The organism is Campylobacter concisus, assembly GCF_003048375.1.
GTDB lineage: Bacteria > Campylobacterota > Campylobacteria > Campylobacterales > Campylobacteraceae > Campylobacter_A > Campylobacter_A concisus_T.
Genome location: NZ_CP021642.1, coordinates 231138 through 247749 on the forward strand (window position 1 = coordinate 231138; position 16612 = coordinate 247749).

General features: G+C 41.0%; 15 protein-coding genes. 7 read left to right on the plus strand and 8 right to left on the minus strand.

All coding sequences use genetic code 11. The features are described from left to right. Nucleotides 1-98: 98 nt before the first annotated feature. Both CCS77_RS10450 and CCS77_RS01200 read left to right on the plus strand, forming a co-directional pair. On the plus strand, nt 99-1154 hold the full coding sequence (locus CCS77_RS10450) for a hypothetical protein (protein WP_201741719.1): 1056 nt from the start codon (nt 99-101) through the stop codon (nt 1152-1154). 36 nt (nt 1155-1190) lie between these two features. Further along, nucleotides 1191-1550, plus strand: coding sequence for a hypothetical protein (locus CCS77_RS01200; RefSeq protein ID WP_107916326.1), 360 nt, complete (start codon nt 1191-1193; stop codon nt 1548-1550). Between the two features lie 71 nt (nt 1551-1621). Here CCS77_RS01200 and CCS77_RS01205 read toward each other — a convergent pair whose 3' ends face one another. Further along, entirely contained in the window at nt 1622-2122 is a 501-nt protein-coding gene (locus CCS77_RS01205) for a DNA-deoxyinosine glycosylase (RefSeq protein ID WP_201741720.1), read from the minus strand. A gap of 96 nt (nt 2123-2218) precedes the next feature. Here CCS77_RS01205 and CCS77_RS01210 point away from each other — a divergent pair, with 96 nt between their 5' ends. Then, nucleotides 2219-2650, plus strand: coding sequence for a hypothetical protein (locus tag CCS77_RS01210; RefSeq protein WP_180996424.1), 432 nt, complete (start codon nt 2219-2221; stop codon nt 2648-2650). 31 nt (nt 2651-2681) lie between these two features. On the opposite strand, the gene nifJ is transcribed toward CCS77_RS01210, so the two are convergent. Next, complete coding sequence (gene nifJ / locus CCS77_RS01215) at nt 2682-6233, minus strand: pyruvate:ferredoxin (flavodoxin) oxidoreductase (RefSeq protein ID WP_107916328.1); 3552 nt, start codon at nt 6231-6233, stop codon at nt 2682-2684. A gap of 156 nt (nt 6234-6389) precedes the next feature. Between nifJ and CCS77_RS01220 the strand changes: the two genes are divergently transcribed. The 4 genes from CCS77_RS01220 (at nt 6390) to fldA (ending at nt 9224) form a co-directional block, all read left to right on the plus strand. Next, nucleotides 6390-7556, plus strand: a complete 1167-nt coding sequence (locus CCS77_RS01220) for a sugar transporter (RefSeq protein WP_107916329.1) — start codon at nt 6390-6392, stop codon at nt 7554-7556. Nucleotides 7557-7692: 136 nt separating this feature from the next. Further along, a complete protein-coding gene (locus CCS77_RS01225; RefSeq protein WP_002939277.1) occupies nt 7693-8004 on the plus strand; it encodes a DUF2325 domain-containing protein in 312 nt (103 codons plus the stop codon). A 3-nt stretch (nt 8005-8007) separates the two neighbouring features. Next, nucleotides 8008-8721, plus strand: a complete 714-nt coding sequence (locus tag CCS77_RS01230) for a UDP-N-acetylmuramate--alanine ligase (protein ID WP_107916330.1) — start codon at nt 8008-8010, stop codon at nt 8719-8721. An 11-nt stretch (nt 8722-8732) separates the two neighbouring features. After that, the gene (gene fldA, locus CCS77_RS01235; protein ID WP_107916331.1) at nt 8733-9224 is read left to right on the plus strand and encodes a flavodoxin FldA; all 492 of its coding nucleotides are present in this window, start codon (nt 8733-8735) and stop codon (nt 9222-9224) included. A gap of 28 nt (nt 9225-9252) precedes the next feature. On the opposite strand, the gene CCS77_RS01240 is transcribed toward fldA, so the two are convergent. From CCS77_RS01240 to CCS77_RS01265, 6 genes are all read right to left on the minus strand, one after another. Next, complete coding sequence (locus CCS77_RS01240; RefSeq protein ID WP_021089416.1) at nt 9253-9990, minus strand: amino acid ABC transporter ATP-binding protein; 738 nt, start codon at nt 9988-9990, stop codon at nt 9253-9255. Continuing rightward, nucleotides 9990-10658, minus strand: coding sequence for an amino acid ABC transporter permease (locus CCS77_RS01245; protein ID WP_107916332.1), 669 nt, complete (start codon nt 10656-10658; stop codon nt 9990-9992). Before CCS77_RS01245 ends, CCS77_RS01240 begins: the two co-directional genes overlap by 1 nt. 23 nt (nt 10659-10681) lie before the next feature. After that, entirely contained in the window at nt 10682-11434 is a 753-nt protein-coding gene (locus tag CCS77_RS01250) for an amino acid ABC transporter substrate-binding protein (protein ID WP_107916333.1), read from the minus strand. Between the two features lie 9 nt (nt 11435-11443). Beyond that, complete coding sequence (locus CCS77_RS01255) at nt 11444-12196, minus strand: amino acid ABC transporter substrate-binding protein (protein WP_012001170.1); 753 nt, start codon at nt 12194-12196, stop codon at nt 11444-11446. A 9-nt stretch (nt 12197-12205) separates the two neighbouring features. Continuing rightward, on the minus strand, nt 12206-12985 hold the full coding sequence (locus CCS77_RS01260) for an amino acid ABC transporter substrate-binding protein (protein ID WP_012001171.1): 780 nt from the start codon (nt 12983-12985) through the stop codon (nt 12206-12208). A gap of 144 nt (nt 12986-13129) precedes the next feature. Further along, nucleotides 13130-16582: an acyl-[ACP]--phospholipid O-acyltransferase gene (locus CCS77_RS01265; protein ID WP_107916334.1), complete on the minus strand. Its 3453-nt coding sequence runs from the start codon at nt 16580-16582 to the stop codon at nt 13130-13132. Between the last annotated feature and the right edge of the window lie 30 nt (nt 16583-16612).

The window sequence follows — 16612 nt, forward strand, 5'->3', positions numbered from 1 at the left end:
ATAAAAACAATATAGAAAGCTTTAAATCAAAGCTACAAACCACAACAAATAAAATTTATAGCGATGATGAAGCAAAATCTATCTTAGCAAAAGCAGCAGTGTCTTTAACAGATAAATCATTTAATGAAACTTATAGACAAAGCCTAAGCTCAAATGATCTTTACAATATAGAACTAGCAACAAATTTCATAAAGCAAAGTAGCTTTTACAATACAACTCTAGATAATACAAATGCTTTTAATCCAGATAAGAAGCAATATGAGGATAGGTATATCTATCTAGATAGTTTTACTAACAATAGAGAATTTTATGACAAAAATTTAAAAGTAGATACAAAGCTTAGTAATGATATAGCAAACTTTACAACAGGGTTTGCAAAAGGTGGAATAAATCTTGTAAAAGATACAATAACGGGAGTTTATTATCTAGTAAGCAACCCTGTAAAAACAGGTGACACTATATTGCGTAATACTCCAGATATAATATCTGCTCTACCAAGTGCAATTAAAAATGGCTTAGATAAGGGTGAACTAGATATAGTATTAGGTGACTATGAGAGTGTAACTGCAAGAGATACTGGAGCATTAGGTACACTGTTTGGTGGGGCAGCTATAGCTTCAAAGACAGGCAAGATGGCTAAAATGGTAAAAGATGCAGGTAATGAGGCTATACTAGGGATAGCAACAAGACTATCTCCATATACAGTGGTAGATACTATTAATATTTCTGGTAAAGAGTTTATAAAAATTGGTGTTAATAATGTTACTGGCAACCCTATTGTAAGACAGGTGCGAAAAGTGGGTAATGATTTTGCTAAAAATGACTTTGTAACATTTGGCAATAGATACGAGTTAGGGAATAATGGTTTAACGTTAATAGGTAAAAACTCTTTAAATAAAAGCAATATCAGAGTGAATGAAAGTCCTAAATTTTATTATGTAAAGAATCCAGAAGAAATAATATCTATTGGAGAAAGAAAATTTAGCGATTTTATAAATAGCTATGCTCCTTCTGGATTGCCTGAAACTACGATTGCTGGTGGTATAGGTTGGGCTATAAGTGACCCTAGTGAACAGATAAAAGATAGTTATTTTGCATTAAAATCTAGGATTGGAGATTTTATAAACTATATACAATTAGAACAGGATAAATAGATATTTAACCGCATTGGTGGCTTTTTTATAGGATTTATGTGCTTACTTTACTGTATCTCTATGCTAGCTAACAAAAATGTAAAAGTAGGTGAGAAGTTTTTTAAATTCGATGATACTGGTTATTTATACTTGCTACCAGCATTTGGATTTTTGGTGCTAAGCATCTATGGTTTTTGGATGACTTTTAGAAAAGAGCCACCAGTCGTGCAAAGGCTAGAGGGCATGTGGTGTCCTGACTGCATGAAATTTTATAATATAGGTGAAACTACATGTGAAAAGTGCGGACAAGAGCTACTAAAATGTTATAACACACACTATGAAACAAGGCCAAAACCAAAGACCGAGCCGCTGTTTAGATCAAAGCCTAGAAATAAAAAGCGAAAGTTAAAGAGGTAAATTTATAAATTTTGTAATGCAAAAGGGCGCAAGGCAAAAATAATTCAAAGGTAAAGTCATTTTGATTTTTGTTATTCTAGCGCTCTAGCTATCACCGACCACTCGCTTGTAAGCTTTTCAAGGCTAAATTTAGCATTCGCAGGGCTGGTTGATGGTAGCTTTATAACTTCATTTTTTGTCGCTTTTATGATCTCATCTTCTAAATATTTTTTGCAAATTTTATAAGCCTTGCCGCCGTTTGCATAGACTTGCTTGATATTTGCCTCTTTAAATAAAGGCTTTAAATTTACAGGCACGATCTTGCTCATCTTGGCGTCGCTTGAGCCCTCTATCTCGCATGATATCGCCGCGTCATATATCGCGATATGATGAGAGAGTAGAAATTCTATCTTTTCATCCGTGCTCGCAGGCAGCGGAGCGTTTAATATCCCAGCCAACACCCGCCAAAAGCGGTTTTGCGGATTTGTATAGTAAAAGCCAAATTTACGAGAGATGACAGAGGGGAAAGAGCCTAGGATCAAAATTTTAGAGTTTTTATCAAAGATTGGCTTAAAAGAGTGCGTTTGGCTCATGTTTTTGCCTTTTAAATTTATGAATAATTTTAGATAATGATATATAAAATTTGCTTTAGAAGTTAAATTTAAGGAGCTACAGTGCCTTGGCGCAAGATGAGGTTTTTCGATAAGAGCTGGATAAGCGGCGATCTGGACGATGATGAGTTTGAAAAGAGGATAGAGGATTATGGCTCGTATATAAGGTCTTTTTATGGCGAGCTAAAGACACTTGAGAGAATTTTTGTAGATATAAATTTTAGTGATGCAAAGATAGTATCTTTTGCCTTTATGAAAAGTGGCGCTAGGGTTAAATTTTACATTGGAGACTTGCAAAATGGCTACTTCGAGCTAAGCGTCATTTTTAAAAATTTTCATATAGATGATAGTGCTCTTGGCGAGATCATAGCCAGTGAAGTGGCTTTTGCGGAGAAGAAATTTTATTTTTCATATATCATGGGTGATCTTAAGGAGCGTCATTTTTCCTTTGACGAGATATGTGGTATTAAATTTAAAAAGATTTCAAGCAATATGTATTCTAGTTGTTAGAGTAAATTTTAGGTGCTTTTGCACCTAAAATTTAATTGATTTCATCGCTAAAGTCTGCTAGGCTTAGGCGTTTTAGCTGGCGGTAGCGTCTTTGCGCATCAGCTTTGTTTTTAGCTAGTAGCTCGTCTGCGTGCTCAGGGTTGGTCTTTTTAAGCGAGTTGTAGCGAACTTCGTTTAGCAGAAACTCTTCATAAAGCGACCAGTCTGGCTCTTTTGAGGTGATTTTGAGCGGATTTTGTCCCTCTTTTAAAAGGCGCGGATCGTATAGGTATGTCGGCCAGTATCCGCATTTTGTAGCGAGCTCGCCCTGGCCGCCTGACTGCGATAAGCCGCCTTTGATGCCGTGAGCGATGCACGGAGAGTAGGCGATGATGAGACTTGGGCCATCATACGCTTCGGCTGCTGTGATCGCTTTTATCACATTTGCTTGGCTTGCGTTTGAGTTGATTTGGGCTACAAAAATGTTGCCGTAAGTCATCGCGATGTAGCCAAGGTCCTTTTTCTGAGCTGGCTTGCCGCTAGCCGTAAACTGCGCTATCGAGCCTGCGCGGCTTGATTTAGAGCTTTGGCCGCCAGTGTTTGAGTAGACTTCGGTGTCAAGCACTAGCACATTTACGTTTTCGCCGCTTGCTAGCACGTGGTCAAGTCCGCCAAAACCGATGTCATACGCCCAGCCGTCGCCGCCGATGATCCATTGCGACTTTTTGACGAGGAATTTCTTAAGCTCTAAAATTTCTTTAACGCCTGGTGCGCTTAAATTTTGCTCTAAGATAGGCAATAAATTTTTTGTGATCTCTTGCGTTTTTTCGCCGTCATTTTTGAAATTTATCCAGTCGTTGTAAAGAGCTGAAAGTGCATTTGGTACGCTATCTATGTTGTTTCTCATTATATCTTCGATGCGGTGGCGCATGGTCTCCATCGCTACGTTCATACCCATGCCAAACTCGGCGTTATCTTCAAATAGCGAGTTTGCCCATGCAACGCCCTTGCCTTCGTCATTTGTAGTATATGGAGTAGATGGAGCTGAGCCGCCATATATCGAGCTACAACCAGTCGCGTTTGCAACGATCATACGCTCGCCAAAGAGCCTTGTAATAAGCGTGATATACGGAGTTTCGCCACATCCCGGGCAAGCGCCGTGGAATTCAAAGAGCGGCTTAGCAAAGCCAACGCCCTTAACGCTCTCTTTGTTCATGAGATCGTCTTTGTAAGCGACCTTTTTAAATAGATAATCAGCGTTTTCTTGCTCGTTTTTGCCTAGCTCTTCTTCAAGCGGCACCATGACGAGCGATTTTTCCTTGCTTGGGCAGTTTTGAGCGCATAGCTCGCAGCCGGTGCAGTCTAGCGGGCTTACTTGGATTTTATATTTTAACCCCTTGACCTCTTTGCCTTTTGCCTCTAGATTATGCTCTTTTACGCCTTGTGGTGCCGTGCTAAGCTCGTTTTCGTCTATCAAAAATGGCCTGATTACAGCGTGTGGGCAGACAAATGCACACTGGTTGCACTGGATGCAGTTTTGCTCGATCCATTTTGGCACCATTACGCCAACGCCGCGTTTCTCGTAAGCCGTCGTGCCAGCTTCAAAGTGGCCGTCTTCGTAGCCTATGAAGGCTGAGACTGGTAGGCTGTCACCGCGAGCCGCATTTATCGGTTTTACGACGTTTTCGATGAAGCTGTTGCCGATATATTTTTCATCTTTTTGTTCATCGTCTGCTAAATTTGCCCATGCAGGATCGACTGGCACTTTTATGAGTCCATTTGCGCCAACGTCGATAGCGTTGTAGTTCATCTGCACGATCGCCTCGCCTTTTTTAGTGTAGGCTTTGTGCGCGTACTCTTTCATATGTTTTTGCGCATCTTCAAATGGTATGATGTCGGCAAGCTTGAAAAATGCCGACTGCATTATGGTATTTGTGCGGTTTTTAAGGCCGATATCGTGTGCTAGCTTTGTTGCGTTTATGATGTAGAAATTTATATTTTTGCTAGCTAAAATTTTCTTAACTTTATTTGGCAGTTTGGCGATCGTCTGCTCTGCGTCCCAGATAGAGTTTAATAAAAATGTGCCGTTTTCTCTGATGCCGTCAATTACATCATAAATTTCAAGATATGCCGCGACCGAGCAAGCCACAAAGTGCGGGTTTGAGACGAGATAGGTCGAGCGGATCGGCTTTTTGCCAAAGCGAAGGTGCGAGCGCGTGTAGCCGCCTGATTTTTTACTATCGTAGGCAAAATATGCCTGCGCGTAAAGGTCGGTTTTATCGCCGATGATCTTTATCGAGTTTTTGTTTGCGCCCACGGTGCCGTCAGCTCCAAGGCCGTAAAATAAGCACTCTTTAACGCTCTCATCGCTTAGTGAAATTTTCTCTCCAGTTGGTAGCGACGTAAAAGTCACGTCATCAACGATACCCACCGTAAAGCCATCTTTTGGCTCACTTTGGTTTAAATTTTCAAATACAGCTAGCATTTGCGCAGGATCGACGTCCTTTGAGCTTAGGCCGTATCTACCGCCAACGATAACTGGAGCGTCTTTTTGGCCGTAAAATGCAGCTTTTATGTCAAGATATAGCGGCTCGCCAAGGCTGCCAGGCTCTTTTGTGCGGTCAAGAACGGCTATTTTTTTCACGCTCTTTGGCATCACGTCAAAGAGATACTTCGTGCTAAATGGGCGGTACAAATGCACCTTGATGATGCCCACCTTTTCGCCTTTTGTGTTTAGATAATCAACGACCTCTTCAAGAGTTTGCGTCACTGAGCCCATAGCTACGATGATGCGCGTAGCCTCAGGGTCGCCGTAGTAGTTAAATGGCTTGTAGTCTCTGCCAGTGATCTTTGAAATTTCAGCTAGGTAGTTTGCCACGATATCTGGCACTGCGTCATAAAAGCGGTTGCTTAGCTCTCTTGTTTGAAAGTAGATATCATCGTTTTGTGCTGTGCCACGAGTTTTTGGGCTCTCTGGATTTAGTGCATTATCTCTAAATTTTTGCAGAGCCTCGCGGTCAAGAAGTCTGTCAAAGTGCGCGTAGTCAAGCACCTCGACCTTTTGAATTTCATGGCTCGTTCTAAAGCCGTCAAAGAAGTGTAAAAACGGCACTCTGCCTTTTATCGCCGCTAAATGCGCAACTCCTGCTATATCCATCACCTCTTGCACTGAGCCGCTTGCTAGCATAGCAAAGCCGGTTTGGCGACAGGCATAGATGTCTTGGTGGTCGCCAAATATTGAAAGAGCCTGCGCTGCCAGAGAGCGAGCTGAGACGTGGATGACGCCAGGGAGGAGCTGGCCTGCGATCTTATACATATTTGGAATTTTTAAAAGTAGGCCTTGAGAAGCTGTGTAAGTCGTAGTTAGGGCGCCAACTTGTAGCGAGCCATGCACCGTGCCAGCTGCGCCGCCCTCGCTTTGCATCTCGACTACTTTCACTGGCATACCAAATAAATTTTTCTTGCCCTGCGCTGCCCAAAGGTCAGTGTAGTCAGCCATAGGTGAGCTAGGAGTGATAGGGTAAATTCCAGCTACTTCGGTAAATGCGTATGACGCGTAAGCTGCGGCCTCGTTTCCGTCCATAGTTTTCATTATTTTTGACATATTTCCGCCTTAAAATTATCTTAAAAATGGCTTTATTATAAGGAAATAATCCAAAATTTGTCATTAATCTCTATCATTAAAAAATTAAAATTTATAAATAACTAAGATGTAAGTCAAATTTTAATATTGTAGGGGCAAAGTAAAAAGGATGAAATTTTGATAAATATTCATAAAATAGCCTATCTAAGGGTTATCGCGCTAGCTTTTGCAGCTTTTATATTTAATACAACCGAGTTCGTGCCGGTGCCGCTTTTAAGCGACATAGCAAAGGATTTTGGCATGAGCACGGCTGATACTGGGCTCATCATCACGATATATGCGTGGAGCGTGACGATACTCTCGCTACCTTTTATGCTGCTAACTGCAAATTTAGAGCGAAGGTCGCTACTTTTAAAGGTTTTTATCATCTTTGTCGCTTCTCACGCACTTTGCGCTGTTGCTTGGAATTTTACTGTTTTAGTCATAGCTCGCGTGCTAATAGCCATCGCACACGCCATATTTTGGTCGATCACCGCTTCGCTTGCTGTTAGGGTGGCACCTATCAATAAAAGCTCGCAAGCTCTAGGACTGCTAGCACTTGGCACATCGATGGCGATGATACTTGGCTTGCCACTTGGTAGGATTTTAGGCGATAGCTTGGGCTGGCGTGTCACATTTGGGCTCATAGGAATTTTTGCTGTGGGCGTTGGCGCTTGGCTATATAAAATTTTGCCACTTTTGCCTAGCAAAAACTCAGGCTCGCTAAAGAGTTTGCCAGAGCTTGCAAGAAATGGCTTTTTGATGGTGATATTTTTGCTAACTGCTATCGTTATCAGCGCGCACTTTAGCACCTATAGCTACATCGAGCCGTTTGCTAAAGATATAAGCGGCTTTGATGGTAAATTTATCACCATATTTTTGCTTTTGTTTGGCGTCGCTGGCATTGTAGCAAGCGTGCTTTTCTCTAAATTTTATAAGCTCATACCAAATGCTTTTACAGCTACCTCAATAGCTATCATTTTAGCTTGCCTGCTTGTGCTAAATTTCATCGCTACAAATGAGAGCTTAATGCTTGTGCTTGCCTTCATCTGGGGACTTGGCATAGCTGGGATAAATATGAGCTTTCAGATCAAGGTGCTAAATTTAGCCTCAAATGCCACAGACGCTGCGATGGCGATATATTCAGCCATTTATAACATCGGCATAGGAGCTGGCGCGCTAATAGGACATCAAACGATAGTTCATCTTGGTGAGCAAAATATCGGCAATGTTGGCAGCCTTTTTGCAACGGCTGGACTTGTCATCTTTCTCGTTGCAGCGGTTAAATTTAAAAAGGCTAATTAAATTTAGCCTTTTTAAAAAACCAAAAACGTTACAAATTTCTACAAATAAGTGATAATAAATATCATAACTAAGAATAATTTTAGCTAAGCTTTTTTATAATCGTTATCAGAAAACGAATAAATTTTAGGAGCTTGTTATGTCAGTTTTAGTTATCGGAGCAGATGAGATAACGCCTATTAAGGCTGTTTTGCATGATTTGGGAGCTGAGAAGATAGAGCACTGGGATGCTAGAAATGAAAACCGCGTAAATCGCAAGCCGATCCCGCAAGATACTGAGTGCGTGGTGATGCTAACTAGCTTTTTAAACCACAACACGATGAAGACTATTAAAACTCAAGCGAAAAAGAGAAATATCCCTATCGTTTGTGCAAAAAGAAGCGTTAGTTGCGTATTTTGCGAGTATTGTAAGGTCTTTGGCCTAGATAAGGAATTTGGATGCAAAGAATAATCGATGAAGTTCGGGTTTTTATCAGATATTGGCGAAATAACTCCAAGTATTTTTGCAAAGCTTGACAAGCTTTCGCGTGCGAAAATTTTCATCGCACTTTATAATGTTGGCGTAGAAAGCGAGCTAAAGATCCCGCTTTCTTACGCTAAATTTCTAAATTTCAAAGACATTTTTGAGGCTAGGATAAATTTCTTACTGCGTGATAAATTTTTAAATTTCAAACCAGTTGACAGCTTTTGCATACCTTCAAACGTCGTTATAAATGCTTACTTGCAAAATGATTTTAAGGTGTTGAAATTTTTAGCAAAAGAGCCAAAGATGGCAGCTGCAAAGATGATAAAGATGCTTTATAGAAGCGGAGAATTTGAGTTTTTCATTGACGCAGCGCAGATGTTTTGCCAGTTTGTTTATGATAAAATACGCCTCCGCCATCAGGACAAAGAGGTCGTGCTAAATGGCGGTGTGATCTCAGTCAAAAAAGATGGCAAAAATTTACTCAGCGTCATGCCAAGCTTTAAAAAAGTGAGCTTTGATGATATGAGAAATTTAAACGACGACATCGATGCAGCCGTTTGCGCGCTTGGTCACGAGTGCGAGATGGTCTATATCGTCTGCCCTAGAAATGAGGAATTTAGGCGGCACGTTGAGGTTAGACACTGCTTTGCAAGAGGGTGCATAAAACTCGTGCCTTATACGATTATTAGTAAAATTTTTTAAAAAGGATAAAAATGATAGGTATAGTTTATGGAAGCAGCATGGGAAATACCGAAGATGCAGCAAAACTTATAAGCGAGGGTTTGGGGCTTGAAAACGAGCTTTTAAACGTCTCTGACGTGGACGCAGCGAAGATAAATAGCTTTGATAAGCTCATCCTTGGCACATCGACTTGGGGTAGCGGTGATCTTCAAGATGACTGGGACGCGTTTGACTTTAAAGCGTTAAATTTAAGCGGTAAAACGGTCGCTGTTTTTGGCATGGGCGATAGCGAGAGCTACTCAGATGAGTACTGTAACGGCATGGCAAAGCTCTATGACGAGGTCGTAAAAGCTGGCGCAAAGATAGTGGGCGAGGTTAGCACTGATGGATATACATTTGATGGCTCTGATGCCGTAAGAAATGGTAAATTTGTAGGTCTAGCGCTTGATGCTGATAACCAAAGTGACAAGACAGAGGGTAGAATTTCAGCTTGGATCGAGCAGATAAAACCATATTTTGCGTAATTAATTTAGCTAGATCTTCTAGCTAAATTTATATATCCATAGCCGAGATGAAGCTTTTTATCCTCTCATTTTGGCTGTTAAAAAACTCATCTACCAAGCCATCAAACGCAATCACTCCTTTATCCAAAAACAAAATTCTATCAGCTATCTTTCTAGCAAAATTCATATTATGAGTGACGATGATCATAGACTTTTTCTCTTTTGCAAGAGATAAGATGACCTTTAAAACTTCAGCCTCTAGCTCTGGATCTAGCGCACTTGTAGGCTCATCAAGTAGTAAAAAGTACGGATTTACAGCTAGTGCTCTAGCGATGGCTACACGTTGTGCTTGTCCGCCTGAGAGCCTGTTTGGATAGGTATCTTCTTTGTGGCTAAGCCCCACCTTAGCTAAAAGCTCTTTTGCCTCTTTTATCGCCTCGTTTTTATCCTTTTTTTGAACGTAGATCGGAGCTTCTGTGACATTTTGAAGCGCTGTTAGGTGCGGGAAGAGGTTGAAGCTTTGAAAGACCATGCCTGTTTTTTTGCGAATTTCTAAAAGCTCTTTTGAGCTAAGCTTCTCTTTAAAATTTACACTCCTATCATCTACCTCTAAAGTGCCACTTTGTGGGATCTCAAGTAAATTTATGCATCTAAGAAGCGTTGATTTGCCACAACCAGATGAGCCAACTATCACGGTCGTTTGCCCCTCTTTAAAGCTTGTGTTTATGTTATCTAGTACCAAATGATCGCCGTAAGATTTGCTTATATTTTTAAAATTTATAGCCATTAGACATACCTTGAGACAGCTTTTTCAAGCCTTGATTGAAGATAGGTTAAAAGTGTGCAAACCACTAGATAGATGAGTGCTGCTAGGATGTAGAGGATGAGTGGCTCAAAGGTTCTTGCTGCGATCCTTTGAGCGACCATAAACATATCTACCATCGTTATAGAAGCTGCTAGTGAAGTGTCTTTAACAAGGCCTATAAATGTGTTTGAAAGCGGAGGGAGTGAGATCCTCACTGCTTGAGGCGCGATGATACGCTTTAAAATTTGATAGTGCGTCATGCCAAGCGATGTGGCTGCCTCCCACTGACCTTTTGGCACAGAAAGTATGGCAGCCCTTACAGACTCAGACGCATAAGCGCCCACGTTTAGGCTAAATGCGATAGTCGCCGCACTCCAAGTATCAAGCGTGACGCCGATGCTAGGAAGTCCGTAAAATACAATAAAAAGCTGCACAAGAAGCGGCGTGCCACGAAATATCCAAACATAGGTGGCAAATATAAATTTTAAAATTTTTATATTTGAAAGCCTTGCTACTGCTGTGACAATGGCTATAACAAGCCCTAGCGAAAACGAGAGCAAAGTAAGTGGGATCGTCACTTTTAAAAGTGCGATGATCATCGGTAGCGTCGAGTTTGAAACAAGCTCGATCACTCTATCTAAATTTTCCATTTTTGCCTTGTTGGTTTATAAATTTATTTTGAGACGTCTTTGCCAAAGTAGCTTTTTGAGATGGCTTCTAGTTTTCCTTCTTTTGAAAGTTCATTTAGTGAATTTGAAATTTGCTCTGCAAGTTCGGCGTTGTCTTTTTTGACAGCTGCTGCTGTGTAGTCTTTCTCGTCAAGTGAGGCAGCTATCTTCACAGGTGCGTCTGGACGCTCTTTTATAAAGTCGTAAAACACGATGTTATCTCTTACAACAGCATCTACACGTCTTGATATAAGAAGCTCCATGCTTTTAGCAAAACTATCTGTTACGACGTGTTCAGCACCGTATTTTACAGCGACTTTCGCCCAGTTACTAGTCGCTGAGTCGGCATCTTTTTTACCTTTTAGATCAGCAAAACTTTTTATATCGTTATTATCTTTTCTAGTGATGATAGCGCCAAATGTCACAGTATAAGGCACTGAAAAAGCATATTTTTTCTTTCTCTCATCAGTTATACTAACTTGGTTAAATACCACGTCTGCTTTGCCAGCGTCAAATGCTGCAAGCATCGCGTCCCATGGAGCTGTTAGAAACTCAACTTTTAAATTTAGCTTTTGCGCTACTGCTCTTGCGATATCTACGTCGTATCCCACTAACTCATTTTTGTCATTATAAAATGTAAAAGGAGCGTAAGTGCCTTCTGTTGCTACTGTTAGCACGCCATCTTTTATAGTTTTTGCTTGCAAATTTAGAGCCATTGCAAGCACTGCTACTACTTTTAATAAATTTGTAAATTTCATTTTGATCCTTTATTTTGAAATATCTTTTCCAAAATATTTCATTGAAATTTCGCTTATCTTGCCCTCGGCTTTTAGCTCATTAAGCGCTTTGTTTATCGCTTCTAGTAGCTCGGTGTTACCTTTTTTAAGAAGTGCGGCTGTTGGCATCGGCTCATTGCTAGTGTATGCGATCTTTAGCGGTGCATTTGGGCGTTGTTTGATGTAGTCAAAAAATGTGACGTTGTCATTTATCGTATCATCAGCTCTTTTTGAGATGATAAGCTCCACGCCTTTGCTAAAGCCATCAGCCACGACCACTGTTGCGCCGTTTTTCTCAGCTATCGCTGCCCAGTTACTAGTTGCAGAGTGCACGCTTTTTTTGCCCTTTAGATCAGCAAAACTTTTGATATCGTTATTGTCTTTATGCACGACTATTACTGGATATGGCATGGTATAAGGCACGCTCATGTCATACTTTTTCTTTCTATCTTCGTTTATGCTAACTTGATTAAACACCACGTCCGCTTTGCCAGCGTCAAATGCTGCAAGCATCGCATCCCAAGGGGCTGTTAGGAACTCTATCTTTAAATTTAGCTTCTTTGCTACAGCTTTTGCGATATCTACGTCATAACCTACTAGCTCGCCCTTTTCGTCATAAAATGAGTAAGGTGAGTAAGTACCTTCAGTTGCAACTATAAGCTCGCCTTTTTTGATAGTTGAAGCATTTAAATTTAAAGCTAAAAAAGCACCTGCGATAAAGCCAAAAATGGGCTTAAAATTCATTGATTCTCCTTATTTAGAAATGTCTTTGCCGAAGTATTTAAGCGAAATTTCGCTTAAAACTCCTTCTTTGCTAAGCTCATTTAGGGCATTATTTATCTTATTTAGTAGCTCTTTGTTACCTTTTTTAACAATCGCAGCCGTATACATAGGCTCATCACCAGCTTCGATGATCTTTATAGGGGCATTTGGATGTTGTTTGATGTAGTCATAAAACATCACCGCATCATCTATCGTATCATCTGCTCTTTTTGTGATGATCAAATTTATCTGATCGCTCAAACTATCGGCCACAACTAGCTTGGCGCCATACTTTTCAACGGTTGGTATCCACATGCTATTTACTGAATGCACGCTTCTTTTTCCTTTTAGATCAGCAAAGCTTTTGATGTCGTTATTGTCTTTATGCACGACGATGGCTGAGTAAGAGAGCATATATGGCACGCTGTAGTCATACTTTTTCTTTCGCTCATCGGTTATGCTTACTTGATTAAACACCACGTCAGCCTTGCCAGCGTCAAATGCTGCTAGCATCGCGTCCCATGAAGCTTCGATAAATTTTGGCTTTACGCCTAGTTTTTTAGCCACAGCTCTTGCTATCTCAACGTCATAGCCCATTAGCTCATCTTTTTCATTGTGAAATGAAAATGGCGAATAAACGCCTTCCGTTGCTATCCTTATGACGCCATCTTTTTTGATCTGCTCGTAAGAATTTGCCGAGGCAGAATTTAAAGAGAGCAAACAGCCAACTACGCAGAGCGCACCAAATTTAAAAGCACTAGAAAATTTCATACAAAACTCCTTATAGAAAAAAATAAAATCAATAACGGAATTTGCAAAAAAAGATAAATTTAAGATTTATGCAAATGTCAGTCGCAACTGCGACCTAGGTAATATTTTGGCGCTATTTTATCACAAAAATAAAAGGGCGGCGCCTCACTCCGCTAAAAGTGAGACTGCTAGAGCTTTAACGCCCTTAAAATCAACCTTGCCACTTGCAAGCGTTGGTATATCATCAACGATGAATATATAGCTTGGCATCATTATAGGAGCTAGGTTGCTCTCTTTTAAAATTTGCTCGATATTTTCAGGCTCTGTGCCGCTTTTTACTAAAAGTGCGATCGCTTCGCCCTTTTTGCTATCTGGCACGTTTGCGCTGCTAAAGACAACGTCGCCCCCAAGCACTTTTGCAAGCTCTTCTTCGACGCTTCCAAGGCTTATCATCTCGCCGCCAATTTTAGCAAATCTTGAGTATCTATCGACGATAAAGACAAAGCCGTTTTCGTCTATGTGGCCTTTATCGCCGGTTTTATAGTATCTGACGCCATCAATGTGCGTGATGACGTCGCTTGTTTTGGCTTCGTCATTTAGATAGCCCTTCATCACCTGCGAGCCGCCGATAACGATGAGTCCGTCGGTGCCAGTTTCTAGCTCTTCAAGCGTCTCTGGGTCGATTATCTTGATGATAGTGCCAGGCAGAGGCATGCCAACGCTGCCAGGTCTATTAAATGTAAGCTCTTTTAGGCTCTCTTTTTCTAGGATATTTGGCATATTTACAGCAGCTACTGGCGCCGTTTCGGTCGCGCCATATCCTTCATAAATTTCTATGCCAAATTTGAGCCTAAACTCGTCTTTTATCTCAGGTTTTAGCTTTTCAGCCCCAGCTACGACCATTCTGGCACTTTGAAACATCAGCGGATGAAGCTTTTTGTTTCTAGTGTAAAGCCTAAAAAACGTTGAGGTGCCAAAGATGATGCTAGCGCTGTGTCTTGCAGCCATTTTGCCGATAGTAGCTCCGTCTGTTGGGTCAGGCACGCTTACCATTTTTATGCCCTCGCAAAGTGGCATAAGTGTGGTGACTGTTAGGCCAAATGAGTGAAATACTGGGAGTGAGTTTAAGATCACGTCATCTTTTTTGAAATTTAGAAGTTCGCTTATTTGCTTGATGTTTGCAAGTAAATTTTTATGGCTTAGCTCGATGCCTTTTGGCTCGCCTTCGCTGCCGCTACTAAATAAAATGGTAGCCGTATCTTCTAAGCTTACACGCTTAAAATAGCAAAGTTTGATGAGCCAAGTTGGAGCAAAAAATGCCGTTAAAAGCGCTAAAAATTTCTCTTTCTTTGAGACGCTAGCTGAGAGATCTTCTGCAAATTTTGCCCTGCCACTCATCGCATCTTTTAGATCAAAGCCCTTAAGTGCTAGCTTTTCAAGAAATTTGCTAGATGTGATCACCGTGTTTATATTTGCCTTTCTTAGAGCGTGATTTAGCGAGGTCTCATTTAGCGTGTAGTTTAAATTTACGCTCACTTTGCCCATCGCAAGAAGCGCCATATTTACGATGGCTGCGATGCTTGAGCTAGGCAATAAGATGCCTATATTTTTCTCATCTTTTAGCTCGCGCTTGAAAATTTTGATAAATACTAAAACAGCTGTTATAAATTTCAAGTTGCTTAAATTTAGCCCAGTGCTGTCGCTCACGCACTCTTTAAATTTACTCTCTTTTGCGTTGTTTAGCCACTCGCTTGTTAGCGGTTTTTGCCTTGAGATAAAGCTCTCCCACGATGAAAAGCTAAGCTCAAGCACCTTTTGTTTCATCTTTGCAGCGTTTATAAATGTAGTTACCGGTTTGCCAAAGGCGACGATGATGTCGCGTCTGCCGTTTTTAGAAGTGAGGTCTTTGTAAAATTTACTAGCTCTTGAAAAGCTCGAACCCCAAAGGCCACGAAGATAAAACGGCACGATGCAAATTTCTTCCAGATCTCTGATGATAAGCTCAAAACCCTTTTGAAACTCATTTATCTGGCCGTTGTAGCTGATGTGCCCTTCTGGGAAAAGTGCGACCACTTCGCCATTTTTTAGGCACTCCCTAACTAGCTCGATCGACTCTTTGCTTGCTCCTGCGCCTATCGGGATCACTTTAAAAAATTTAAAAATTTGCTTTAGATACCATTTGTTATAGATCGTTCTATACATGACAAATCTTATGCCCCTTGGGCTTGCAGCTTGCAGCACGAGCCAGTCGATCCAGCTGATGTGATTGCCAAGAAGTAGTGCGCCGCCACTTTGTGGTAAATTTTGAAGTCCTTCAACGAAAAAGCGGTACTTTGTCTTTAAAAATGGCAGTAAAAGTAGCCTTGTGAAAAGATGTGGAAGCTGTAAAATGGCGTAAAAACTGCCGAGCAAGCAAACAAGCGCTGTAAAGACAAAGAGCCCAGTGGTTGAAATTTCAAAATATACTAAGCCTATGCCAATGGCTAGAAATAGTAGCATTGAGACGTTTTGCAAGAAGTTGTTTGCCGCCATTATCTTGCCGGTGCTCTTTTGCGGGGCAAAGTACTGGATCATCGCATTTAGCGGCACTATAAATATGCCTCCAAAAAAGCCAAATGCAAATGAGCTAAGGCTCACTACGCCGATGCTTGAGCCAAATGCGAAAAATAAAAGTGAGAAAAATATACCAATAGCGCCCATCGGCACGATGCCAAGCTCGATGTGAAGCTTTGACATAGAGCCAGCTACGTATGAGCCAAATGCTATGCCTATGGCGCTTACTGCAAGGATGGCTTGCACTGCTAGAGAGCTATCGTCATTAAAAACTGCTTTGTAGTGAGCTGGGAAGGCTGCGATGATGATCTGAGAGATGCCCCAAAATATGCTAAGACCAGCGATGCTTAGCCAGATATTTTTATCTGATCTTACCTCTTTTAAATTTTCTCTTAAGTAGCTAAGGCTGATGTATCTTTTAAGCTCAAATTCTCCGCTTTGTTCGTTTGTGTCGCTGATGTAAGGCAGCTTGTAGGCAAAAAATGCTTCAAGTGTGCTAAATACGACTAAAAAGATGCCGATAGGATAGACGCTTTTTAAAATTTCTTCTGAGTTTTCACCTTGGATGTATAAATTTTCAAATATAAATGAAAACAAAAATGAGCTAGCGAGTATTGCGACGATGGTAAGCGCTTGGATGACGCCGTTTGCTGTGCCAAGTCGCTCAGTGCCGACAAGTGCTTTGATGATGCCGTATTTTGCAGGCGAGTAGATCGCACTTTGAGCAGCCAAAATGAGCGTGAGCGCAAATGCCACGCCAAAGGCACCCAAAAGGTAGCTAATAAGCACCGCAACGCTGATAACAACGCCAAAGACGGCGCAAATTCTAATAACCTTTGTCTTTGCAAATTTATCATTTATAAAGCTTGAAGGCGAAAATAAAAATATAAATGGAAGCAAGATCATCGCATTTATAACGGCTGTTAGGATAAAAAGCGTATCGCCTGAGTAGGTCTTTAAAAGGACGTTTTGGATGGTTATTTTGTGCGCTAGATCGACACTTGCGTTTAAAAATGCGATCGCAAGGTATGGCAAAAAGCCAGTGACTTTTAGTAAATTCCTCATGAATAAAGCCTTTTTGGATTTAAAATTTTG

Coding starts and splice junctions, on each gene's coding strand:
- CCS77_RS01200 (WP_107916326.1), top strand. CDS start 1,191: ATGTGCTTACTTTACTGTATCTCTATGCTAGCTAACAAAAATGTAAAA.
- CCS77_RS01205 (WP_201741720.1), bottom strand. CDS start 2,122: ATGAGCCAAACGCACTCTTTTAAGCCAATCTTTGATAAAAACTCTAAA.
- CCS77_RS01210 (WP_180996424.1), top strand. CDS start 2,219: ATGAGGTTTTTCGATAAGAGCTGGATAAGCGGCGATCTGGACGATGAT.
- nifJ (WP_107916328.1), bottom strand. CDS start 6,233: ATGTCAAAAATAATGAAAACTATGGACGGAAACGAGGCCGCAGCTTAC.
- CCS77_RS01225 (WP_002939277.1), top strand. CDS start 7,693: ATGTCAGTTTTAGTTATCGGAGCAGATGAGATAACGCCTATTAAGGCT.
- CCS77_RS01230 (WP_107916330.1), top strand. CDS start 8,008: ATGAAGTTCGGGTTTTTATCAGATATTGGCGAAATAACTCCAAGTATT.
- fldA (WP_107916331.1), top strand. CDS start 8,733: ATGATAGGTATAGTTTATGGAAGCAGCATGGGAAATACCGAAGATGCA.
- CCS77_RS01240 (WP_021089416.1), bottom strand. CDS start 9,990: ATGGCTATAAATTTTAAAAATATAAGCAAATCTTACGGCGATCATTTG.
- CCS77_RS01245 (WP_107916332.1), bottom strand. CDS start 10,658: ATGGAAAATTTAGATAGAGTGATCGAGCTTGTTTCAAACTCGACGCTA.
- CCS77_RS01250 (WP_107916333.1), bottom strand. CDS start 11,434: ATGAAATTTACAAATTTATTAAAAGTAGTAGCAGTGCTTGCAATGGCT.
- CCS77_RS01255 (WP_012001170.1), bottom strand. CDS start 12,196: ATGAATTTTAAGCCCATTTTTGGCTTTATCGCAGGTGCTTTTTTAGCT.
- CCS77_RS01260 (WP_012001171.1), bottom strand. CDS start 12,985: ATGAAATTTTCTAGTGCTTTTAAATTTGGTGCGCTCTGCGTAGTTGGC.
- CCS77_RS01265 (WP_107916334.1), bottom strand. CDS start 16,582: ATGAGGAATTTACTAAAAGTCACTGGCTTTTTGCCATACCTTGCGATC.